A 22,088-nucleotide genomic window follows, 5' to 3' on the forward strand; every position below is an offset into this window, starting at 1 on the left:
CCCATGCGCAAAACGGCTTGACCGGAACGGCCCCGTTACCGAAGTCTGGAGCCTAGCAATGCCGGCGCGGCCAGTTCACTTGATGGCAATAGAGTTCTTGCTCGATCCAGCTTGGTGGCCAGATTGAGTTTTCATCCATCGGGGCACAGACGGCGTCACGTATTCGCAATCGCCTGTGGGCGCGGCGTTCGGGTGGTATGTCAAAGTGGGGTAATATGCTCGGGGGACCGCGCGCCGATCGGCCCGCGCGGTTGATGCAATACAGCACCGCGAGACTACTACCGCGGGAAATTGAGCGAACGGCCTTCAAAACCGGGATGGCAAGCATGGCCCCTCGCGAACCAGCACCCCGGCTGAAGGCCAGTGCGGCAGACCAACGCGCCGCCGGAAGCGCCGCATTCCTCGATACGGGCCGTCCGGCATCCTGCGAAGAATGCGGATGGGTTGTTGGACTTTCGGCATCCTCAGACGCGGCCGGTTCCTCCGGCTCGATGCCCCTGATCTGATCCGTATGTTCCGCATTCGCGCGCGGCAGGTCGTTAACGTCCGCGAAGAGGCCGTCTGACCCATCGTCAACGGAGAACAACAGGCCCTCGTGCCCGTGTGCATCGCAGGCGTCGATGACTGACTGCCAGCGATCGGCCATGCAGATTCCGACAAATAGGGCGGGTGCAGCGGGTTCGGACATTGATGTCTCCCGGTTTCCCGCACTCATGGTCAGCGGGCACCGCGAAGATCGCAAACGAACTGAGGGAGTTTGTCGATCTTGGCCGGAACCTGCCCGGCGCCATCGGTGAACGTGCCGACGTCGGTCGGCACGGGTGCCGCCCCGGCGAAGGCTCAACCTGCGGTCAACGCACACTAGGACGTTCGGCTCGAACTCCGGCATGACGCCCGGAATGCCCACGGGCCGCAAATGGCGCCGGCAGTCGAGTGGCCGCTCGCCCTTCTCTCCCCTACCGCCCCCTTCCGCACCTGAGACCCACATGTCGATGCGCGCCGAGGAGTTGCCTCTTCCCGATGGATAAGCCGCCTCAGCGGCGCCGATCAGCGGGACAGGGCGGATGCGTGCAGCCGGGGGACGGGAACCCGTCCCCATACCCTGCTCCAGACAGGGCCGTCCCTTTCTGGGGCGGGGGTAACCTACCATGACAGGTATTACCCGAGGACGAAACGGTCCACATGCGAAGAGGGGCCGGCAGGGCGGATCGATTGGCACAAGGGGCCTCCTCTTCCTTCCGATCCGGGCACCGGCTGGCGGGACTGGCCGATCCTGTTGAACCCGCTGATCCCCGGATTTTTTGCGCCGGACGCCGGTCTCTCACAGGGCGAGCCGACTTGGCCGAGGCTTGTCGGGGGCGAGCTCCTCCGCGCCTCAGGGGAAGGGGCGGTAGGGAAAGGAGGTGTCAAAGGATTTTCGAGGTGGGCGCCTAGACTCCGGCGGTGGACCTCAGGGAGACTGGACATGGCCCGAGCCGGAGATGGAAAGAAGCGATAGGACAAGCGGCGGGCGGACCGGCGTCTGCCGATGCGCGTGACGGAGGAGGAGCTTCTCCGTTTCGAGGCCCGGGCACTGGCAGCGGGGTACGGGTCGGCCAACACCTACCTCTCGGCCTTCGTGCGCGGTGACGGGCAGGACCACTGGATCGACCGGAAGGACGCCGCGCGCATCCTGGCCGCGCTGGCGAAGATCGGCACCAACGTGAACCAGATCGCGCACAGGTTCAACGCGGGCCGGGCTTGGGCGCTCGCTCCGGAGGATCGGGGGATCATCGACGACGCGATCAAGGCCTGCGAGCAGGTCCAGCGTGCGATCCGGAGCCATCTGACGTGATCTGCGAGATCATCCAGGTGCCCGGCGAGCCGGGCTCCGGCGCCAGAGCGGACGCGTTCGAGCCGGGCGTCCGATATGTCTGCCAGAAGGCCTTCCGGATCGAGTTGCGCAACCTGGGATCGCGCGACTGGCGGGACGCGGCCGGCGACATGCGGCTGACGGCGGACCTGTCTGAGAAGGTCGAGAAGCTCTACTATCATGTCGTCCTCTCCTGGCACGAACACGAGCGGCCGACCGACGCGCAGCAGGTCGAAGCCATGGACCAGCTGATCCGCAGCCTCGGGCTCTAGGAGCACCAGGCGGTGATCGGCACCCATCGCGATCCGCCGCGCTGCCATATCCATGCCGTGATCAACACCGTGCATCCGGTCACGGGCAAGGTCTGGTCGAAGGCGAAGGACCACGAGAAGGCCGAGCTTGCCTGCCGCCAGATCGAGCTCGACCAGGGCTGGAGCCACGACCGCGGCCATTTCGATCTTGTGGTCGTCGTGACCGAGGGCCGCCGTGTCGCCCAGCTGCTGCCGAAGCCCGCCGCGCACTGGGAGAAGGTCAGGGCCGCCCGCGAGACCGGGCGGCGCCGGAAGACATCGGCCGAGATCCGCACCGAGAAGCGGACCGGGTTCGAGACCTTCGATCACAACCTCCCCGATCCGCTGAAGGCGAAGGTGCGAGCGGCGGTGGAGGGATCCGCGGACTGGCCGACGCTGCATCTGGCGCTGCGCGAGCTCGGGCTGCGCTACGAGCCATTTGGCTCGGGCGCCCGGGTCCACCTGGTCGGCTCGACGGAATACGCCAAGGCCAGCTCGTTCGGGGCGTGGTTCTCGCTTTCCCGGATGGAAAAGCGCCTCGGGCCCCATGTCCCAGCAGTCGGCGATCCGGAACCGGACGCGGATGCCCACCTGGATCACCCCGTCCCCGCCAGCCCGATCGGTCTTGCAGGCGCGCCGGCGCCGGAGGACGAGAAGGCAACCCGGGCAGCGGCGTTCAAGGTGACCCTGCTGCGCCGCCTCTACGTCAACATCCACGTCGACCCGCGCATTGCCCGCGACATCCGCTTCGTCGCGCTCGACGAGAAGCCGCCACGGATCGCGTTCCGGGACGGCACGACGGTGCGCGATCACGGGCCGGAACTGACGACCTCCGCCTCCACCCGAGCCGCCCGCGCGACGATGATCGCCATGGCGAAGGCCAAGGGCTGGACGACGGTGGTCCCCTCCGGCGAGGATGCCGACTACATCAGGCAGATGTCGCTCGAGGCGGCGGCGGCTGGCCTGCGGGTCATGGATGTTCCGCCGGAGGTGCAGGCTGAGGCGGACCGGATCTACGCTCGTTGGCAGGCGACCCGGCCGATGATCGACCGCCACGCCGAGGCGGCGCGGCAGGCGCATCTGGAGGACCAGGCCGACCGGGAGGCGGCCGTTCGGGACAACGCCGCTGATCGGAAGCAGGTCGCCGACCGGAAACGTGAGGTCAGCGCCGAGGCCCAGGCGGTGATCGATGTCATCGCGCCCGGACGTGAGCCGGCCACCACCGGGAAACGGCGCATGGTCCGCGAGGTGCGCGACCGCCTGCTGGCGAGCCTGCCCGACGCGCGGAAGGCGCCGAAGCCCCAGCCGGCACCGGACGCAGCGAAGACCGATCCCGCCGGTGCTCGCCGCATCCAACGCCGACTGCGCGAGAACGATGCGCGGGAACTCGACGAATTGAAGCGCCTCGACATCGGCATGATAGCCGCGGCGGGCGGCTGGTCCGACGTCTCGGCCACCCACCCCGACAGTTCGGACCGGCAGGGTCGGCGATACCGCATCTACCAGCGCGGTGGTGACACGATCAAATGCACGCTGACAAAGGCGGGCCACTGGCTCTGGACGTCGAACAAGAGCGGCAGGGCCGGATCGGTCTTCGACCTCTGGCGCCTCGACAACCCGGGCCGGAGCCTCGGCCACGCCCGCGCCGCTCTGCGCCAGCTGGCCGGAACGACCCCGGTGCCGGCCCCGGCCGGCCGTCCGGTTCCTGCAGTGCCCGCCGATCCCGAGGATCACGACCACACCGCGGCCCGTCAGCGATGGGAGCAGGCAGGCATGCTCGGGCGACGCGCGACCTATGCCGAGGCCCGTGGTATCGCGCGCAGCACCCTCGGCCGTTTCGCGGCCGAGGGTGCTGCGGCCCGTTCGGCGGCATCCTCTTCGCCCACCGCAATCTCGAGACCGGCGACATCCAGGGCTTCGAGCAGCGCTGGGAGAAGGACGGTGCCAAGAACACGGCGCGGTTCGCGAAGGGCGGCCGGAAGTCGCTGTGCGTTCTCGGCGACCGGCGCGGCAGCACTCGGATGGTGGTTTGCGAAGGCGGCCTCGACGCCTTGGCGGTGGCCGAGATCGAGAACCGCACCGACACGATCTACGTCTCGACCGGTGGCGGCTTCGGCTCGGAGACGGCGCGGGCGCTGGCCGGCCTGGCCGAGGGGCGCAGCGTGTTCGGCGCCTTCGACGCCGACGCGGCGGGCAAGACGCTGCACGCGCGCCTCGTGAATGCCGTGCCCGCCGCGCAGCGGCTCGCCCCGCCAAGGCAGATCGCCGGATCGGTCCGGATCTGCAAGGATTGGCTGGAGGTGCTGAACGCAACGAAGAGGACCCGCCCTCTACGCCCACCAGCCGACACCCCCTCGCACCCGTCGCAGGCTCCCCTGCCCGCTCCGCCCTAGGAGGGCTGTCCGTCACCGGGGCTCGACTGATGCGGCGTCCAGACAGGCGGCCCGCATCGCCGCCGAGGCTGCCGCTCGGGGCCGTCAAGGGCTTGGCCCACGCTGCCCGCCGCTGTCCACCCGGCCATCCCATGCGGCCTGGCCTCCGTAGCTCGCAAGGCCCCGGGCGGGCAGGTTCGGCGTTTCTCCTCCTGGACAGCCTGGAGAAAATCCATAACCTGGCGTGGCGCTTGAGGTTTGTCCTTGTCCGATCCGTTGCCCGATTGCCCGATCTGCCAATCGCCCGGCCCGCTGGCCGCGCCTCGGCATGTCGGGAGCTGGTCGGATCTGACCGCGGCGGAGCAGTTCCAGCTGCTGGCGAGAATGGGAGAAGCATTGGCCGCCGGCGTCCAGGCTTTCCACGTCGCGATCGAGCACGGCCACTTCGTTTTGCGCGAGACGCAGGGTGGCCCCAGCCGCCTCGCCACCGGCGCCGATGACCCCCTGCTGCCGCTGATCGCAGAAGGAATCGACCGGGCCGACAGCGTCGATCTGGCGGTGGCCTTCGCCATGGAGTCCGGCGTCCAGTTGGTCGAGCCGTGGTTCCGCGACCTGCTCGCCCGCAGCGGCCGGCTCCGGATCGTCGTCGGCGACTACATGGACGTGACCGAGCCGGCGGCGTTGCATCGGCTGGCCGATCTCGACGGCACACAGCTGCGGGTGTTCGAAACCGGCACCGGGTCGTTCCATCCGAAGGCCTGGCTCTTCCGCGCCACCGACCGGCAGGGGGCGGCGATCGTCGGCAGCTCGAACCTGTCGCGGACGGCGCTGACCAGCGGCATCGAATGGAACCTTCACTCCGAAGGCGCCGCCGATGTTGTCGCCCCGGCCTTCGAGGCGCTGCTTGCCCATCCGCAGACGCGGCCGCTGACCCCCGACTGGATCGCCGCCTATGCCGACCGGCGCCGCGCCACACCATTGACCGATCTCGCGCAGCGCATCGTGTCGGATGAACCGCACGCGCCGCCGCCCGAGCCGCACCCCATCCAGCGCGCCGCCCTGGCCGCGCTGGCGGCGACGCGGCATGCGGGCCACCGCGCAGGCCTCGTCGTGCTGGCCACGGGCCTCGGCAAGACCTGGCTCGCGGCATTCGACAGCCGGCCCTTCTCCCGGGTCCTCTTCGTCGCGCATCGCGAGGAGATCCTCACCCAGGCCACGTCCTCCTTTCGCCGCGTCCGCCCCGGCCCGATCAGGAACGGGCGGGGAGCCGACCGTCGCAGGTGCGGCATTGCATCCGCAGAAATCCGGAATAACCGCCGTTCGCAAGAACCCACTCGCAAGGAGAGCGATCGACGCAAGTCAAAGCCGCTTGGCAATGGAGGTCCGGCGGATGACGGCAGTCCACTGGCCGGTGTGCGGCATCGCTCCTCCTGCATATCGGCCGTAGATGCGCGGTCTGCGACGCCCGAGCGACCTCGGCGACAGCACCAACCCTGCCGCCGGCAGGGCAAAGGTGAACCGTCAGGCCGGTTCCGCTGTCCGGATCCTTCGCGCGGCGAGCCAGCTGGCTGCGGCCATGGCGCCCGCGGTGGCGAGGCAGAGCGGCAGGCCGCCCCACTGGTAGCTGAGACCCGAGAGCAGCGCGCCGATCAGGCGGCCGGCGGCGTTCGCCATGTAATAGAAACCCACATCCATGGTCACGCGCTCGGCCTTCGAGAAGGCAAGGATCAGGTAGGAGTGCAGCGACGAGTTCACCGCGAACACGAAGCCGAAAAGCAGAAGCCCCGCCACCAGCGTCAGCGTCAGCCACGGCGCCGGCCCGCCCGCCACCAGCGCCAGCGCGGCCAAAGCGAAGGGAATAGGGGTGAGCCACCCGGCCCAGCGTTGCGCCTGCGCGGTGGCGTCTCCGCGGATCAGCCGGGGCGCCATCCCCTGCACCGCGCCGTAGCCAATGATCCAGAGCGCCATGAAACCGCCGATCAGGAAGAAGGCCTCGCGCCGACCCTCGGCGGTGCCGTCCGACAGGACCGACTGGAAATAGACCGGGATGCCTACCACGAACCACACGTCGCGCGCGCCGAACAGGAACATCCGCGCCAGCGACAGCCGGTTGATGCTTGGGTCGCGCGACCAGACGCCCGCGATCTTCGTGCCCTTCACCCCGCGCGGCAGGCCCTCGGGCATCCAGAGCACCACGGCCAGCAGGATCAGCGCCAGCACCGCCGCCATCCCCCAGACGGCGGCCTGAAACCCCGCCAGCGCCAGCAGCGCCGCGCCAAGGAAGAAGCCCGCCCCCTTCACCGCGTTCTTCGATCCGGTGAGCAGCGCCACCCAGCGGAAGAGCCCGTCGCCCGCGGGGGCAAGGATCTTCACCGCGCTTTTCGAGGACATCTTCGCCAGATCCTTTGCCACGCCGGAAACCCCCTGCACCGCCATGACGAAGGCGACCGAGGCCGGGATGCTCCATTCCGGGTCCAGCATCGCCAGCGCCACCAGCGCCCCGATCTGCAACCCGAGACCCGCGTACAGCGTCGAGGTCAGCCCGAAGCGCGCGGCAAGCCAGCCCGCCGAGAGGTTGGTCACGATCCCCGCCAGCTCGTAGAGCAGGAAGAGCCAGGCGAGCTGCACCGGCGAGAAGCCGAGCCCGTTGAAATGCAGCAGCACCAGCATCCGCAGCGCGCCATCGCTGAGCATGAAGGCCCAGTAGGCGGCGGTCACGGCGGCATAGGCGCGAAGGCCCGAAGGCGCGGCGACGCTCACGGCCGGACCCCATCGTTGCGCAGGATGCGGCTCATCGGATGCCTTCGCCGAACGTCCGTGCAACCCCTCGGGCAGCGGGAGCAGAATGTCATCTCACGCCCCCGCCCGGTCATGCCAGGCTCTCCGCCACCATCCGGGTGATGTCGGCCAGCCGGCAGACATAGCCCCATTCGTTGTCATACCAGGCGTAGAGCTTGACCTGCGTGCCGCCCACCACCATTGTCGAGGCCGCATCGACAACGCTCGAGCGCGGATCGTTCAGGAAATCCGACGAGACCAGCGGCCGCTCCTCATATCCCAGGATCCCCTGCAGCGGCCCGGCTGCGGCTTCGGCAAAGAGGGCGTTGACCTCCTCGGCCGTGGTCGGGCGCTCGACCTCGAAGACGCAGTCGGTCAGCGAGGCGTTCAAGAGCGGCACCCGCACCGCATGGCCGTTCAGCCGGCCCTTCAGCTCGGGATAGATCAGCCCGATCGCGGTGGCCGAGCCGGTCGTGGTCGGGATCAGGTTCGCCAGCGCCGAACGCGCGCGGCGCATGTCCTTCGCCGGGCGGTCCACGATGGTCTGGGTGTTGGTCACATCATGGATCGTGGTGATCGAGCCATGCCTTATGCCGATCCCTTCATGGATCACCTTCACCACCGGGGCGAGGCAGTTCGTCGTGCAGGAGGCCGCCGTCACCAGCCGCTGGCTGCCGTCGTAGAGGTGATGGTTGATGCCGTAGACGAGGTTCAACGCGCCTGCGTCCTTCACCGGAGCGGAAACGACCACCTTCTTCACCGCCTCGAAATAGGGCGCGAGCTTCGCCGCCCTCTTGAAGACCCCGGTGCAGTCGACCACCAGATCGACGCCCAGATCGGCAAGCGGCATGTCCTCGATCCGGCGTGCGCGCATCAGCGGGATACGGTGGCCAGCCAGCGTCAGGCTCTCGGCGTCGTGGGCCACCGGCGTCGCCCAGCGGCCGTGGACGCTGTCGAACTCCATCAGCAGCGCGTGCTGCGCCGGATCGCCCTCGGCGTCGTTCAAGAGCACGATCCCGCTGCCCATGCCGCGGTCGACCAGCGCGCGCAGCAGAAGCTTGCCCATCCGGCCGAGGCCGTTGATCGCGATGCGCGCCATCAGGCCTCTCCCAGCCGGTCGAGGTGCTGCTGCAAGGCCAATCGCTCCAGTTGGTCGAAGGGCAACTGGGTGAAGGCCGAAATCCGCCGGTGCAGCTCGCCGAAGGCCTTGGCGAAGGCGAGGCCCTTTTCGGCATCCGTCCCCTCGACCTTCGCCGGGTCCGGCATCCCCCAATGGGCGGTCAAGGGCTGCCCCGGCCAGGGCGCGCACTCGTCCGACGCCGCCTGCGCGCAGACGGTGAAGACGAAATCCATCCTCGGCGCGTCCGGCCCCACGAACTCGGCGACATGCTTCGAGCGCAGGGTAGAGGTGTCGAGACCGTTGCGCTCCAGCACCTCGAGCGCGAAGGGGTTCAGCCGGCTGTTCGGTCGCGTGCCGGCCGAGAAGGCGCGGAAACGCTGGCCTGGGGCGGCGTTCAGGATCGCCTCGGCAAAGATCGAGCGGGCGGTATTGCCCGAGCAGATGAAGAGCACGTTGAAGGGGCGGTCCATGTCGATCTCCCGTGGAAGCGTGGGCATCAGGTCGGGGCGACCCCGGCCGCAATCGTGGCCGAGGTAGGCAATGAGCGCCGCCACTTCGGGCAGCCGCACGCTGTAGAACAGCGACCGCCCCTCCCGCGTCGAACCGATCAGCCCCGCCACCTCCAGTTCGGCCAGATGGTGCGAAAGCGTGTTCGGCTTCATCCCGAGCGTCGCGGCGATCTCGGTCGGCCGCACGCCCTGCGGCGCGTGCCGCAAAAGCAGGCGGACGACAGAGAGGCGGCCGGGATGGCCAAGGGCTGCAAAATGACGGGCGGCGGCTTCATGTTCCATAGTTCGGGATTTATGGAATTAAAAGGCGGCACGTCAAGCGAAGCTTTTGTGACAGCCGGCCAAGCTTCCGATACCGGCCCGATCCCGCGCCGGCAGGATCGGCGGCCGTTGCTCAAAGCAGCTTGGCGATCTCCTCCGCCGTGAGCACCTTGCCCGAGGAGACGAGCTTTCCGTCCACGACAAGTCCGGGGGTGGGCCAGCCGTTCGCGCTGCGTGAGCGTCGCGGCCTCGCCTGAGACCGGGACCGTCCGCACCAAGGCCGCCACCTGATCCTCCATCCCCAGCCGGCCGATTACCGTGCCGCCGACGACCGCCACCACCAGCCCGACCGCGACCATAGGCAAGCGCAATCGGCCAGTTGAAGATCGAGGCCAGCAGGATGACCGAGGCGAGGTCCACCAGCGGCGACGAGATCAGGAAGGAGAAGGTCACCGCCAGCGGCAGCCCGGCCGCCGTGAAGCCGATGAAGAGCGGAATGGACGAGCAGGAGCAGAACGGCGTCAGCGTGCCGAGCAGCGCGGCCATCGTGTTCGCGCCCAGGCCCGAGCGGCCGCCCAGCAGCGCGCGGGTGCGCTCGGGCGGGAAGTGGCTCTGGACCCAGGAGATGGTGAAGATCAGCACCGACAGCAGCGCGAAGATCTTGATCACGTCATAGACGAAGAACTGGACCGAGCCGCCCAGCTGCGAGGCGGGATCAAGCCCCGCCGCCCGCACCCCCCCGGCCACGAGGTCGTTCAGCCAGACCATGCGCAGGAGCTGGTCGTTCATCCAGCCGAAGAGGCTCATGCCCGGATCTCCTCGGCCGCCAGCGCGGCTTCGAGCAGCCGGGACAGGGCCGGCGGAAGGTCTGGGTTGATCCGGTAGCGCACCCACTGCGCATCCCGGCGATCGACCACGAGGCCGGCCTGCTTCAGCACCTGCATGTGCCGCGACATCCGGCTCTGGGTGGCGCCGAGTTCGCGCATCAACTCGCAGACGCAGTGCTCCGACCCATCGGCCAGAAGGCGCATCGCCGCGAAGCGGGTCGGTTCGGCAAGGGCCGAGAGGACGATCACGATCATCAGGTTCCCCCACTATATGCGCATTGGCGCATGAAGGGGGCTGGACGCCCTGATCTGGATCAACCCGGCTGAAAAGCGCGCCTCTGGCCCCATTCGGCTCGTCCCGGATCAACTCGCACGGCCGCTTTCCGCACGGGCTTGCGGATGCCGTCTTGACCCGCGGACTTCGCTGGCGCTATCGTTGCAACCATTCTTGAGATGTTGAGAGATGGACGACCGGACCGCCCTTACAGCCTTCGCGGGCCTCTCGCAGGAGACGCGGCTGCAGATCGTGCGGCTGCTGGTGCGCGCGGGTCCCACGGGGCTTGCCGCCGGCGCGATCGGTGAGGCGATCGGCGCAAGCTCGTCACGGCTCTCGTTCCATCTGGCGCACCTCGAACAGGCGCGCCTCGTCACCTCGCGCCGCGAGGGGCGCTTCGTGATCTATGCCGCTGCCTATCCCGTGCTGTCGGACCTCGTGGCCTTCCTGATGCGCGACTGCTGCGACGGGCGCCCCGAGATCTGCGCGCCCTTCCCCGATGCGCCAACCGAGGATCCGCATGGCTGAGACCTGCCCGCTTGAGCCTCGGCCGGTCGCCGGCAACGCCCCGGAACTCGTCCGCGCCCTGGCCGCCGGAGGCCTTCCCGTCGATGACCTGACCGAGCCCGGCCGGTGCTTCTTCGCCTATCGTTCCCAAGGCGAACCGACCGGCTTCGGCGGCTTTGAGCGGCATGGGGAGCATGTGCTGCTGCTCTCGATTGTCGTGCCTGAGGCGCGACGCGGCGAGGGTCTGGGCGGGGCGATCCTCGCCCACCTGATCGCCGAGGCGGGAGGCGCGGGCGCGATCTGGCTCCTCACCACCTCGGCCGCGCCGTTCTTCGCCCGCCACGGCTTCCGCGCCGTGCCGCGCGCCGAGGCGCCGGCCGCGATCCTCGCCACCCGGCAGGCCGCCGCGATCTGCCCGGCCTCGGCCACCCTGATGACCCGCAACCCGGAGCCCTGATGCACCGCCTGTCCTTCCTCGACCGCTGGCTCACGCTGTGGATCTTTGCCGCCATGGCGCTGGGGCTGATGCTGGGCCGGATCTTCCCCGCGCTTCCGGGCGCGCTGGATGCGGCCTCGGTCGGCAGCACCAACCTGCCGATCGCGGCGGGGCTGATCCTGATGATGTATCCCCCGCTTGCCCGCGTCCGCTACGAGGAGCTGCCGCGCGTCTTCCGCGACAGCCGGGTGCTGGCGCTGTCGCTGGTGCAGAACTGGCTGATCGGGCCGGTGCTGATGTTCGCGCTGGCGGTGATCTTCCTGCGCGATCATCCCGACTACATGACCGGGGTGATCCTGATCGGTCTGGCCCGCTGCATCGCGATGGTGCTGGTCTGGAACCAGCTGGCGGAAGGCGACAACCAGTATGTTGCGGGCCTCGTGGCCTTCAACTCGATCTTCCAGATCCTGTTCTTCCCGCTTTACGCCTGGATCTTCCTCGGGCTGCTGCCGCCCCTTTTCGGCCTCGAGGGCAGCGTGATCGACGTGAGCTTTGCCACCATCGCGCAGGCGGTGCTGATCTATCTCGGCATCCCCTTCGCGGCGGGCTTCCTGTCCCGGCGGTGGCTGGTCGCGCGGAAGGGGGCCAGCTGGTATGAGGGGCGGTTCCTGCCGCGGATCGGGCCGCTGACGCTGGCGGCGCTCTTGTTCACCATCGTCGCCATGTTCAGCCTGAAGGGCGGCGACATCCTGCGCCTGCCCGCGGATGCCGCGCGGATCGCGCTGCCGCTGGCGCTTTACTTCGGGGTCATGTTCGGGGTGAGCTTCATCCTCGGGCGCATGATCGCGCGCGACTATCCCCGCACCACCGCCATCGCCTTCACCGCCGCCGGCAACAATTTCGAACTGGCCATCGCGGTCGCCATCGCGGCCTTCGGGCTGGCCTCGCCCGTGGCCTTCGCGGCCGTCATCGGCCCGCTGGTCGAGGTACCGATGCTGGTCCTGTTGGTGCATGTGGCGCTGCGCCTTCGGTCCCGCTGGTTCGAGGCGCGGGCATGAGCGACCTGCCGAACATCGACCCCCGCGCGCTGCGGCTTCCCGATGCCGAGGCGCTGTCCCGCCCCCGTTCGAGCCATCCGCCGCGCATCCTGCTGCTTTACGGCTCGCTCCGCCCGCGCAGTTACAGCCGCCTCCTGACGCTGGAGGCCGAGCGTCTGCTGCGCCACTTCGGCTGCGAGACGCGGATCTATCACGCGGACGGCCTGCCGCTGCCCGACGATGCCGATCCCGACCACCTTAAGGTCGCCGAGCTGCGCGAGGCCTGTCTCTGGTCCGAGGGCCAGGTCTGGTGCTCGCCCGAGCGGCACGGGGCGATGACCGGGGTGATGAAGGCGCAGATCGACTGGATCCCCCTCAGCCTCGGCGCGATCCGGCCGACGCAGGGGCGTACGCTCGCGCTGATGCAGGTCTCGGGCGGGTCGCAAAGCTTCAATGCGCTGAACCAGATGCGGGTGCTGGGGCGCTGGATGCGGATGGTGACGATCCCGAACCAGTCCTCGGTCCCGAAGGCCTATGCCGAGTTCGACGAGGCGGGGCGGATGCGGCCCTCGCCGCTCTACGACCGGGTGGTGGACGTGATGGAGGAGCTGGTGAAGTTCACGCTCCTGACCCACGACGTGTCCGCCCACCTGACCGACCGCTATTCCGAGCGCAAGGAGGCGGCCGAGGCGCTGGAGGCGCGGGGCAACCTTTCTGCGGCCGTGCGGTGAGCCCGCAGGCACGGGTGGCTGCAGCCCTGGGCGTGGTGCAGATCCTCGCCTGGGGCAGCAGCTATTACCTGATGGCGGTGCTCGCCGCGCCGATCGCCGCCGAGACGGGCTGGCCGCTGCCGTGGATCGTGGGCTCGCTCTCGGTCGGGCTGCTGGTGGCGGGGATCGTCTCGCCGCTGGTCGGCCGGACCATCGCGCGCCGCGGCGGGCGGGCGGTGCTGGTCGCGGGTTGTCTGGCGATGTCGGCCGGCCTGATGACGCTGGCTCTGGCGCCGACCCTGCCCGTCTTCGTCGCGGGTTGGGCGCTGATGGGTGCCGGCATGGCCGCGGGGCTCTACGATCCGGCCTTCGCCACGCTCGGCCAGATCTACGGGCGCGAGGCGCGGCGGGCGATCACGCTGCTCACGCTCTGGGGCGGGTTCGCCAGCACCGTCTGCTGGCCGCTCTCGGCGCTGATGCTGGAGAGCTTCGGCTGGCGCGGGACGGCGGCCGCCTATGCGGGGCTGCATCTGGCGATCTCGGTGCCGCTTCTGCTGCGGGCGATCCCCGAGGCGCCGCGGCCTGGGGCGCGCGACCACGTTCCGCCCGCCGAGCTGGCGGGCGACGAGCGCGCGGCCTTCCGCATCATGGCGGCGATCCAGACGCTCGCGGGCCTCGCGGTGACCATCATCGCGGTGCATCTGATCGTGCTGCTGGGCGCGAGGGGGCTGCCGCTGGCGGCGGCAATCGCGCTCGGGGCGCTGATCGGCCCGGCGCAGGTCGGCGGGCGGCTGGTCGAGATGGCGGGCGGCACCCGCCATCACCCGGTCTGGACGTTGCTTGCCGCCGCGACTGCCTCCGCGGCCGGGCTGGTCCTGCTCGCGGCGTCGGACTGGCCCGCGCTGGCGCTGATCCTCTATGGGGCAGGCAACGGCGTCTATTCGATCGCCCGCGGCGCGCTGCCGATGGCCCTCTTCGGCCCCGAGCGCTACCCGGGCGTGATGGGGCGCCTTGCGCGGCCGTCGCTGGTGGCGCAGGCCGCGGCACCACTGGTGGGCGCGGGGCTGATCGCTTTCGTCGGCGCCGAGGGCACGCTCGCCGTGCTGGCAGGGATCGCCGCCACCAACCTTGCGCTGGCTGCAATCCTGTTTCGCCAGACGGCGCCTCTGCGGGTGTCGTGACGGCGCGCCCTCGGTGGCCGCGCGACGGCGGTCCGGCCGGAACCGGGCCGCGGGGCATCAGCCGAGTTCGACCTCCTGCGACTTGAAGGTCAGGTGGCGGACCGAGGCCGGTGGGTCTGAGATCTTGCGGATGTTGGCCCAGGTCTGCTTGTAGTTCGGCAGCACCAGCTCGTTGGTCCCGGCGTTGATCACGTTGCCCTGCGTGCCCGAGGGCGCGCCGAACACCATGAAGGTTTCGCCCCGCCGTGCCGTCGGCGTAAGGCAGGCCATCGCCTGCGCGGCGCCGAAATCGTTCCAGATCTCGACCAGATCGCGCGGCTTCAGGCCCAAATCGACCATGTCGTCGGGGTGGATCTCGAGGAACGGGACGCGGTCGAAGACAAAGTCGTTTTCCTTGTCGAGGAACCAGTTGTGCCAGTGGATGTTCGGCCGGCCGTTGTTGATGAGGTATCGGCAGGCCGCGCGACGCCGCCGCCCGGACGGCCCACGTTGCCCGAGGTGAACGCGATGTTCACCGCAGCACCAATGGTGCGGCAGTTGTCGTTGCCCCAGATGATGCCCTTTTCGTAGCAGGTGACGGTGCGCCGGCGCGCGCCGCCCTCCTTGGGCCGGGCGATCCACTCGGCGGCCTTGGCGATGTCGGCCTCGGGCACGCCGCAGATCGCTGCGCCCTGCGCGAGGCTCATCCGGCAGGCCTCGCGCGCGGCCTCGAAGCTGCCGAGGGCCGCGGGATGGGCGGGGTCTTCGGGCTGGGCCACCGCGTCGCGGAAGGTCGAGGCCTCGATGAAGGCCTGATCCACCCAGCCCTGATTGGCGAAATGGGTGAAGATCGTGTTCAGAAGCGCGAGGTCGGTGCCCGACTGGATCTGAAGGTGCAGGACGTTTTCTGCCCCCGCAGCTTCCTCGCAGGCGTTCACCGTCACCGTGCGGCGCGCGTCCACGATCACGATGCGGGCGGCGGAGTGCGGCTCGTCCGGCAGGTCCGCCTGCTTCTTCGCCATCGTCTCGCCCCGCATCCCCGGCACCATGTGGTTCAGGAACAGGTTGGTCTGCGTCTCGAGCGAGTTCGCCCCGATCATGAAGATCGTGTCGGCTCAGCTCCAGCGCGACTTCATGCTGCAGGAGCGGATAGCCGCAGATCCAAGCCGCCGAGACCGTGCCTTCGAGCGAGAGCCCCATGAGGAACGCCGGCGTCAGCCCGAGCCAGAAGTCAGGGGCCGCGACGGCGCGGCAAGACCCGCGCCCGCCATCCCCATCACGCGCCGCCGAGTCAGGTGCTTCACCATCGGGATCCTACCGTCCGCAGCTTATCCGACATCGAAACCACGCGGCAACGGATCAGGTCGACCCGTCAGGCAGCGCCTCGTTGTCCCTCAGGGGCGGGTGGGTGCGGCGACGAAAGCCGAGGGCCGCCCGCAATCGGGTTGCTCGCGTGACCGGAATGGGACGAGGGATCCCCCAGAGACCAGCCGTGGCGCCGTGGCGAGGTTGTCCATCGCGCGAACCGTTGACATGTAACGGTCGTTACATCACCATTGTCCACAATGGATATCACCTGGCTGCTCCTGACCTACAAGGTTCCTGCCGAGCCCTCGGCCCGCCGCATCGCGATCTGGCGCAAGCTGAAGGGAATGGGCGCGGTCTATCTGCAGAACGGCGTTTGCGTCCTGCCGAAGGCCGACGATCACGTCCGGCGGCTCAGGATTCTGGAGAACGATATCGCGCAGGCGGGGGGCGAGAGCGTGATCCTCGAAACCGTCGCGCTTGACCGGGGGCAGGAGGACAAGGTCATCGCCCGGTTTAAGGCCGAGCGGGACGAGGCCTATGCCGAGTTCATCGACAAATGCGACGACTTCGAGCGCGAGGTCGCCAAGGAGGTTGCGGCGGGCCACTACAGCTATGCCGAACTTGAGGAGAACGACGTCGATCTGAAAAAGCTCCAAGGCTGGCTCGAGAAGATCGGCAAGCTCGATTTCTACGGCGCCGCGCGGGCGGAGGAGGCGCGGGCGCGACTGACGGGCTGTGAGGCGGTGCTGGACGACTACGCCCGACGCGTCTTCGACGCCAAGGGGGAAAATGGCTGAGGCCGGAGGCGGCCATCTCCGGCGCGGCTGCGGGAACCGCATCGACGCCCGCGCGGGGGTGGCCTCATCGGATGGCCGCCTGTGGATGCGGTGAGACAGGACGTTCGGCTGCCGATGCAGATCGGCGATGCACGCACCGGGGCTATGGATGGACGCCCCCTGGTGGAAGTGAAAGGGGCAGGCCATGACGGAGACGGCAGAGGCAAGGACGGCATCCCGCTGGCGGGGCCTGCCGGCGGGGATCTGGGCGCTGGGGCTGGTCTCGATGCTGATGGATGTATCGTCCGAGATGATCCATGCGCTGCTGCCGGTCTATCTGACCGTGGGGCTGGTCGCGACTGCGCTGGCGGTGGGGGTGATCGAGGGGGTCGCCGAGGCGACGGCGGCCATCACCAAGGTGTTCTCGGGCGCGCTTTCCGACCGGATCGGGCGGAGGAAGGAACTGGCGGCGATCGGCTATGGCCTTGCGGCGGTGACGAAGCCGGTGTTTCCGCTGGCGCCCTCGCTGGGCTGGGTCGTGGCCGCGCGGTTCATCGACCGCGTCGGCAAGGGCATCCGCGGCGCGCCGCGCGACGCGCTGGTGGCCGATCTCGCGCCCGAGGGGCGGCGCGGCGCGGCCTTCGGCCTGCGGCAGTCGCTGGATACACTGGGCGCCTTCCTCGGCCCGCTTCTGGCCATCGCGCTGATGTGGGTCTTTGCCAACGACTTCCAGTCGGTGTTCTGGGTTGCGGTGATCCCCGCCTTCGCGGCCCTCGGCCTGATCCTCGTCGCCGTGAAGGAGCCGGCCCGGCCCGAGGGACTGCGCCAGGTCCGCAATCCTCTCTCGCGGGCCGAGCTGCACCTGCTGGGCGGCATGTACTGGGCCGTCGTCGCGGTAGCGGCCGTCTTCACGCTGGCGCGGTTCTCCGAAGCCTTCCTGATCCTGCGCGCCGAAGAGGTGGGTCTGCCGCTGATGCTGATCCCGCTGGTTCTGGTGGGGATGAACGCGGTCTATGCCCTCTCAGCCTGGCCCGCGGGCGAACTGTCCGACCAAATGAGCCGCCCGGCGATGCTGATGGCCGGGCTCGGCCTGTTGATCACGGCGGATCTGGTGCTGGCGCTGGCGCCGGGGCTTCCCGGCCTCGGGTTCGGCATTGCGCTCTGGGGTCTGCACATGGGGCTGACGCAGGGGCTTCTGGCGGCGCTGGTGGCCGAGGCGGTTCCGGCAGAGCTGCGGGGCACGGCCTACGGCCTGTTCAACCTGATCACCGGGGTCGCGCTGCTGCTGGCCAGCGTCATCGCAGGGGGCCTCTGGCAATGGATCGGGTCCGAGGCCACCTTCCTTGCCGGCGCAGGCTTTGCCGCCCTGGCGACGCTTGGCCTGATCCCGCTGCGCCACAGGCTGGCGTGACGCGATGGACGACGTCGCCCTCGCCGCCGCCTTCCTGCTGATCGCCGCGCTTTACGCCTCGGTCGGGCAGGCCGGGGCGTCGGGCTATCTGGCGGTCATGGCGCTGGCAGGCTTCGCGCCGGCTGCGATGAAGGCCACGGCCCTGGCGCTGAACCTGGCCGTCGCGGGAATCGGCACCGTGCTCTTCCTGAAAGCCGGGCGGGTCGGCTGGCGCAACCTATGACCCTTCGCCCTGCTGGGCTTTCCGTTCTCGATGCTCGGCGGCGCGGTGCATCTGCCGGAGCGTCTGTATTTCCCCGTCGTGGGCACGGTGCTGATCCTGTCGGCGGCACAGATGGCGCGGACGGCATGGCGCGGCCGCCCGGCCGATCCGAGGACAATCCGGCCCGCGCCCTTCGTTCCGGCCCTGCTGACGGGCGCCCTGATCGGCTTCGTCTCGGGCACCACGGGCACCGGCGGCGGCGTGTTCCTCGCGCCGGTCATCCTGGCGATGGGCTGGGGCACGCCCCGCCAGACCGCCGCGACGACGGCGGTCTACAACCTGATGAACTCGGCCGCCGCCCTGCTGGGCGCCCATGCGATCTGGGACCGGATCCCGGCAAGCCTGCCGCTCTGGCTGGTCGCTGTCGCGATCGGCGGAACGCTCGGCGCGGTGATCGGCAGCCGCTACCTTTCGGACCGCTGGCTGCGGGGGATCCTGGCGCTGTTGCTGCTGGTGTCCGGGCTGAAGCTGGTCTTGCCCTGACGGCGTGCCGCAGCCCGGATCTGCCGGCGAACGGGCTCGGCCCCCGGTCCGGCCTGTCCGCGCGTGACCGCCGGCCGGACCCCGAGGACGAACTCAGGCGAGGCCCGCGTCGTGGCCGTAGCGGACGACGCGGATCTTCTCGAGCGTGACGAGGCAGCTTCCGAGCATCGGCTCGGCCTCGGTCAGAAGCCGCTCGATGTTCTCCTCGGTGTCGATCACCTCGATCACCAGCGGCAGGTCGTCGGACAGGCGCAGGATCTTGGCGGTGTGCATCCGGCTCGACCGGCCGAAGCCCATCGCGCCGCGCAGCACCGTAGCCCCCGCCAGCCCCAGCTCGCGCGCCTTGAACACCAGCGCCTCGTAAAGCGGGCGGCCCTTGTAGTCGTCGCTTTCGCCGATCATCAGCCGCAGCAGCACGGCCTCCGTGGTCTCGCGCATGGTCAGGCTCCTCTCAGCCGGTTCAGTCTCGCGCCGATCCGGCTGCCAAGCCAGACCGCAATGAGCCACAAGAGGACCGAGGCCCCCACATTCGCCGCCGCAAGCGCAAACTCCTGCCGTTCCAGCAGAAAGAGCGTCTCGAGGCTGAAGACCGAAAAGGTGGTGAAGCCGCCGCAGAAGCCGGCCATGACGAACTGCCGCCGCGCGGGGCTTACGAGCAGGCGCCCGTCCGGCCCGGTCAGCGTTGCGTAAAGGCCGATCAGGAACGAGCCCGCCACGTTCACCACGAGCGTCCCCCAGGGAAAGCCGCCGCCGGCAAGCTCGAGCACCCAGAGGCCGCACAGATAGCGCGCGACCGCCCCGAGGCTGCTGCCCGCCGCCACCGCCACGTAGATCCGCAACTCGCGCCGCATCTCAGGCAGCCCTCGCCGCCAGCACGGCCGCCATCGCCAGACCGGCTGCCCCGATGCAGAGCACAACCGAGCCCGCGACATTCGCCAGGCCGCGCCCCGTCTCGCCCAGCCGCAAGAGCGCGAGCGTCTGCAGCGAAAAGGAGGAGACGGTGGTGTAGCTGCCGAGCACGCCGGTGACGAAGACCAGCCAGAGCGAAGGCCGCAGCACCGCGTGATCGCCCGGAGCCAGGATCAGCGCCGCCAGCCCCCCGATCATTGCCGCCCCGGTCACGTTCACGACCAGCGTGCCCCAGGGGAAGCTCTCACCCCAGCGCCGCGCCACAAGGCCCGAGATCGCGTAGCGCAGCGTCCCGCCGAGGGCGCCTCCGAGAGCGACAAGCCCGAGCTGTGCCAGTTCGATGTCCATGCCGCGGTGCTGATCCTGTTGACGGCGACTGTCAATCCGTCCGCCGGCCGCAAGACCCGGAGGGACGCGGCACTGCGCCGGTGCGGGCGCCACCCGCGAAAATCGGAACGCACTTAACCAGCAGCATGACCCTTCCGGCGAACGGCGGCGCCCGCCCGACCAAACGCCTGGGACGTGACAGCGCAAAATGTTGAGGAAGGCAAAGGTTGCCCTAGAGGATATTGAACGTCATCGTCGTAGGCCGGTTGCCGTGCAGGTGCCACCGATCGGCCATCTTCCTCTGCGCCAGACAAGCTTCGATATCCCCCTTAGCATCTTCTCTGCGTTCGGCCGCCGCAATTGGACGGGTCTGCTCTTCTCGGCTCTGTCAAGGGCCCCATCCTGGCTGCGCCTCAAGAAACGGAGAGAACGGCTGACCCCGTGCTGAGCCCTGCATCAGCGACCGCTTCGGCGAGCCCCCATCCGGGGCCGGCTGCAGCAATTAACATTCAAGGATCTTGTGGCGCGGGATCGAATGGCGTCTCCCTCGGCCGGACAGACCCTGTTGTTTGCGGCGCTTCGCTTGCCGCGCGCACCGGCTGCCGATCGTCGGGGTTTGAGAACGCGGATGTGCGCCTGCCACCAACACTGGGTCTCGGACTTGCCGGGGTGTCCCTCTCATGAGCGAACGCGCCCGAGATCAGACGTCGAACAGCTCGCCAAGAAAGCCCTCGCGTTTCTTGCGGTGCCGGTAGGTTCCAGGCGCATCGAGGCCCCGTTCGGTATCATGCCCGCCGTCGCGGGGTCGAAGGCGACGTGGCTTGCCGCTACGGCTTGGGACGCGGCGTGTCGGCAGTGCTGGGCGGCAGGATCGGATAGACCACTGTCGGCGCCTCGCCCGTGAGGCTGCCGAGGAAGGCCACGATCTCGTCCACCTGCGCATCGTCCACGCTCGCGCCCAGTTGCGCGGTCGCCATCACCTGCACTGCCGTCTGCAGGTCCCAGACCGCGCCCGAGTGGAAGTAGGGCGGCGTCAGGGCGACGTTGCGCAGCGGCGCCACCCGGAAGGTGTACTCGTCGCTCGCGGTCTTCGTCACGGCGAAGCGGCCCTTGTCGTCCGGCGGGCGGACGGAGGCGTCGGGTGTCTCGACCAGGCCGAACGGCTGATAGCTGTTGCCCCCGATGTTGCGGCCGTTGTGGCAGGAGGCGCAGCCTTCCGAGATGAAGAGTGAAAGCCCTTGCTTCTCCTTTTCGCCAAGGGCTGTGTCGTCACCCCGGAGCCAGCGGTCGAAGGGGGCATCGGGCGTGATCAGCGTCTCTTCGAAGGCCGCGATGGCCGCGGTCGCGTTGGCGAAGGTCACGGGGTCGGCCTCGCCGGGGAACGCCTTGGCGAAGAGCGGCTCGTAGCCATGGATGCCCTTGAGCATCTCGGTCACGTGGTCGGGGTTCGACGCCATCTCGACCGGGTTCTGCATCGGGCCGCCCGCCTGCTCGGAGAGGTTCGCGGCCCGGCCGTCCCAGAACTGGGCGCTGTTGTAGGCCGCGTTGAGCACGGTGGGCGAGTTCCGCCCGCCCTTCTGCCAGCGGTGACCGAGCGACACGCTGGCGAGGTCGGCGCCGCCGGTGCCGAGGTTGTGGCAGGTATTGCAGCTGATGTTGTGACCCTCGGAGAGGCGCGGCTCGAAGAAGAGAGCCCGGCCCAGGTCCACCCTGGCCGGATCGGGCGCGGGTTCCGGTTTCTGCGGTATCGGCTCGAAGAGGCCGAGGGCCTCCTGCCGCAGGGCGGCGTCGTCAGGTCCCCCGGCCATGGCGGGCAGGGCGAGTCCTTGGGCGAGAAGAAGCGCAATGAAGGAAATGGTGCGTTGCATGGCAAATCCCCGGGACAATCGTGATCACTAGGCAGGGAAGCCGACGGACCAGACCTGCTCCGCAGTTGCTACCGCCGCTCCGGCCGATGCCTGCTGATCGCTCCCGCGAAGGACCCGGCCGAATGCGATCATCCACGCCAACCTTACGGGATCCTGACACGGACCCGCGGCATGAAGGCGCCCCGCCGGCGGGGACACCGGCGGGGCAGGTACGGGCCGAAGGGACGGGTGGCCCGGAACCAGACTGGCGGATCAGGCGACGTCGCCCGGTTCGGCGGGGCGCTTGAGGCCCGTGACCATCGCCCGGGCAAGGTTCTCGCGGTGGCGCAGCGAGGCCAGCGCGACGCCGCCGAGATGCAGCACGACCAGGGCCAGCATCAGGTTGGCCAGCGCCTCGTGAACCTCCTCGACGGCACCTTCGCCCCGGCTCTCGCCGCGCTCTCCATCGTCGTCATCCGCAAAGGCGGGCGCAACGATCGTCGGCAGCAGGGCCGCTCGCTCTGGCTCGGCCATCAGCCAGCCGGTCCAGGCGGTGCCGGCCATCGACAGCAGGAGTGCCACGATCATCGCGGCCCCCGCCGGGTTGTGGCCGATGAAGCGCCGCTCGCGCC

Annotated in this window: 23 protein-coding genes and 3 pseudogenes; 13 read left to right on the forward strand and 13 right to left on the reverse strand. The window is 69.2% G+C overall.

The window, feature by feature from the left end:
- Positions 1-52 precede the first annotated feature (52 nt).
- Positions 53-688 carry a hypothetical protein gene (locus FG154_RS18110; protein WP_145110999.1) on the reverse strand — a complete coding sequence of 212 codons (636 nt, stop codon included), beginning with the start codon at positions 686-688 and terminating at the stop codon, positions 53-55.
- A gap of 828 nt (positions 689-1,516) precedes the next feature.
- On the opposite strand from FG154_RS18110, the pseudogene mobC reads away from it, so the two are divergent.
- From mobC to FG154_RS18130, 4 genes and pseudogenes are all read left to right on the forward strand, one after another.
- Positions 1,517-1,834, forward strand: a pseudogene (mobC, locus tag FG154_RS18115) (plasmid mobilization relaxosome protein MobC); the annotation flags it as partial.
- A 17-nt stretch (positions 1,835-1,851) separates the two neighbouring features.
- Positions 1,852-3,138, forward strand: a pseudogene (locus tag FG154_RS21905) (relaxase/mobilization nuclease domain-containing protein); the annotation flags it as partial.
- A gap of 1,025 nt (positions 3,139-4,163) precedes the next feature.
- Positions 4,164-4,535, forward strand: a complete 372-nt coding sequence (locus tag FG154_RS21910) for a toprim domain-containing protein (protein ID WP_425456860.1) — start codon at positions 4,164-4,166, stop codon at positions 4,533-4,535.
- Positions 4,536-5,171: 636 nt separating this feature from the next.
- Positions 5,172-5,702: pseudogene (locus tag FG154_RS18130) on the forward strand (DEAD/DEAH box helicase family protein); the annotation flags it as partial.
- Positions 5,703-6,035: 333 nt separating this feature from the next.
- Here FG154_RS18130 and arsJ read toward each other — a convergent pair.
- The 5 genes from arsJ to FG154_RS18160 form a co-directional block, all read right to left on the reverse strand.
- Positions 6,036-7,274: an organoarsenical effux MFS transporter ArsJ gene (gene arsJ, locus FG154_RS18135; RefSeq protein ID WP_145111009.1), complete on the reverse strand. Its 1,239-nt coding sequence runs from the start codon at positions 7,272-7,274 to the stop codon at positions 6,036-6,038.
- A gap of 109 nt (positions 7,275-7,383) precedes the next feature.
- Complete coding sequence (locus tag FG154_RS18140; RefSeq protein ID WP_145111012.1) at positions 7,384-8,391, reverse strand: ArsJ-associated glyceraldehyde-3-phosphate dehydrogenase; 1,008 nt, start codon at positions 8,389-8,391, stop codon at positions 7,384-7,386.
- Positions 8,391-9,203 carry a metalloregulator ArsR/SmtB family transcription factor gene (locus FG154_RS18145; RefSeq protein WP_145111015.1) on the reverse strand — a complete coding sequence of 271 codons (813 nt, stop codon included), beginning with the start codon at positions 9,201-9,203 and terminating at the stop codon, positions 8,391-8,393. Before FG154_RS18145 ends, FG154_RS18140 begins: the two co-directional genes overlap by 1 nt.
- Positions 9,204-9,236: 33 nt before the next feature.
- Positions 9,237-9,989, reverse strand: a complete 753-nt coding sequence (locus FG154_RS21915; protein WP_425456861.1) for a permease — start codon at positions 9,987-9,989, stop codon at positions 9,237-9,239.
- On the reverse strand, positions 9,986-10,264 hold the full coding sequence (locus FG154_RS18160) for an ArsR/SmtB family transcription factor (RefSeq protein WP_145111017.1): 279 nt from the start codon (positions 10,262-10,264) through the stop codon (positions 9,986-9,988). The genes FG154_RS21915 and FG154_RS18160 overlap by 4 nt, the downstream gene beginning before the upstream one ends.
- 208 nt (positions 10,265-10,472) lie before the next feature.
- Between FG154_RS18160 and FG154_RS18165 the strand changes: the two genes are divergently transcribed.
- From FG154_RS18165 to FG154_RS18185, 5 genes are read left to right on the forward strand one after another with little or no spacing between them, the layout of a single operon-like run.
- A complete protein-coding gene (locus FG154_RS18165; protein WP_145111020.1) occupies positions 10,473-10,811 on the forward strand; it encodes an ArsR/SmtB family transcription factor in 339 nt (112 codons plus the stop codon).
- The gene (gene arsN2, locus FG154_RS18170; RefSeq protein ID WP_145111022.1) at positions 10,804-11,247 is read left to right on the forward strand and encodes an arsenic resistance N-acetyltransferase ArsN2; all 444 of its coding nucleotides are present in this window, start codon (positions 10,804-10,806) and stop codon (positions 11,245-11,247) included. The genes FG154_RS18165 and arsN2 overlap by 8 nt, the downstream gene beginning before the upstream one ends.
- On the forward strand, positions 11,247-12,284 hold the full coding sequence (arsB, locus tag FG154_RS18175; RefSeq protein WP_145111025.1) for an ACR3 family arsenite efflux transporter: 1,038 nt from the start codon (positions 11,247-11,249) through the stop codon (positions 12,282-12,284). Before arsN2 ends, arsB begins: the two co-directional genes overlap by 1 nt.
- The gene (arsH, locus tag FG154_RS18180) at positions 12,281-12,994 is read left to right on the forward strand and encodes an arsenical resistance protein ArsH (RefSeq protein ID WP_145111028.1); all 714 of its coding nucleotides are present in this window, start codon (positions 12,281-12,283) and stop codon (positions 12,992-12,994) included. Before arsB ends, arsH begins: the two co-directional genes overlap by 4 nt.
- Positions 12,995-13,008: 14 nt before the next feature.
- Positions 13,009-14,154 carry an MFS transporter gene (locus FG154_RS18185; protein WP_246100410.1) on the forward strand — a complete coding sequence of 382 codons (1,146 nt, stop codon included), beginning with the start codon at positions 13,009-13,011 and terminating at the stop codon, positions 14,152-14,154.
- Between the two features lie 57 nt (positions 14,155-14,211).
- On the opposite strand, the gene FG154_RS21535 is transcribed toward FG154_RS18185, so the two are convergent.
- Positions 14,212-14,577, reverse strand: coding sequence for a molybdopterin dinucleotide binding domain-containing protein (locus FG154_RS21535; protein WP_246100419.1), 366 nt, complete (start codon positions 14,575-14,577; stop codon positions 14,212-14,214).
- Positions 14,475-15,233, reverse strand: coding sequence for a molybdopterin-dependent oxidoreductase (locus FG154_RS18190; RefSeq protein WP_246100412.1), 759 nt, complete (start codon positions 15,231-15,233; stop codon positions 14,475-14,477). Before FG154_RS18190 ends, FG154_RS21535 begins: the two co-directional genes overlap by 103 nt.
- 465 nt (positions 15,234-15,698) lie before the next feature.
- On the opposite strand from FG154_RS18190, the gene FG154_RS18195 reads away from it, so the two are divergent.
- The 4 genes from FG154_RS18195 to FG154_RS21545 all read left to right on the forward strand — a co-directional run bounded on the left by FG154_RS18195 (position 15,699) and on the right by FG154_RS21545 (position 18,373).
- Positions 15,699-16,238, forward strand: a complete 540-nt coding sequence (locus tag FG154_RS18195; RefSeq protein WP_145111034.1) for a Chromate resistance protein ChrB — start codon at positions 15,699-15,701, stop codon at positions 16,236-16,238.
- 184 nt (positions 16,239-16,422) lie between these two features.
- Complete coding sequence (locus FG154_RS18200) at positions 16,423-17,628, forward strand: MFS transporter (RefSeq protein WP_145111037.1); 1,206 nt, start codon at positions 16,423-16,425, stop codon at positions 17,626-17,628.
- A 4-nt stretch (positions 17,629-17,632) separates the two neighbouring features.
- On the forward strand, positions 17,633-17,851 hold the full coding sequence (locus tag FG154_RS21540) for a hypothetical protein (protein ID WP_246100414.1): 219 nt from the start codon (positions 17,633-17,635) through the stop codon (positions 17,849-17,851).
- Positions 17,852-17,863: 12 nt separating this feature from the next.
- Positions 17,864-18,373, forward strand: coding sequence for a sulfite exporter TauE/SafE family protein (locus FG154_RS21545; protein WP_281282089.1), 510 nt, complete (start codon positions 17,864-17,866; stop codon positions 18,371-18,373).
- Between the two features lie 93 nt (positions 18,374-18,466).
- On the opposite strand, the gene FG154_RS18210 is transcribed toward FG154_RS21545, so the two are convergent.
- The 5 genes from FG154_RS18210 to FG154_RS18230 all read right to left on the reverse strand — a co-directional run.
- Positions 18,467-18,811, reverse strand: coding sequence for a DUF190 domain-containing protein (locus FG154_RS18210; protein WP_145111040.1), 345 nt, complete (start codon positions 18,809-18,811; stop codon positions 18,467-18,469).
- A 2-nt stretch (positions 18,812-18,813) separates the two neighbouring features.
- A complete protein-coding gene (crcB, locus tag FG154_RS18215) occupies positions 18,814-19,224 on the reverse strand; it encodes a fluoride efflux transporter CrcB (protein WP_145111043.1) in 411 nt (136 codons plus the stop codon).
- A 1-nt stretch (position 19,225) separates the two neighbouring features.
- Positions 19,226-19,630: a fluoride efflux transporter CrcB gene (gene crcB / locus FG154_RS18220; protein WP_145111046.1), complete on the reverse strand. Its 405-nt coding sequence runs from the start codon at positions 19,628-19,630 to the stop codon at positions 19,226-19,228.
- Positions 19,631-20,436: 806 nt separating this feature from the next.
- Positions 20,437-21,477: a cytochrome-c peroxidase gene (locus FG154_RS18225; RefSeq protein WP_145111049.1), complete on the reverse strand. Its 1,041-nt coding sequence runs from the start codon at positions 21,475-21,477 to the stop codon at positions 20,437-20,439.
- 252 nt (positions 21,478-21,729) lie between these two features.
- Positions 21,730-22,088 (reverse strand): cytochrome b/b6 domain-containing protein (locus FG154_RS18230; RefSeq protein WP_186312437.1); only part of this gene is annotated, 359 nt, incomplete at its 5' end.

It is taken from the genome of Cereibacter sediminicola, from assembly GCF_007668225.1.
GTDB classification, from domain to species: Bacteria; Pseudomonadota; Alphaproteobacteria; order Rhodobacterales; family Rhodobacteraceae; genus Cereibacter_A; species Cereibacter_A azotoformans.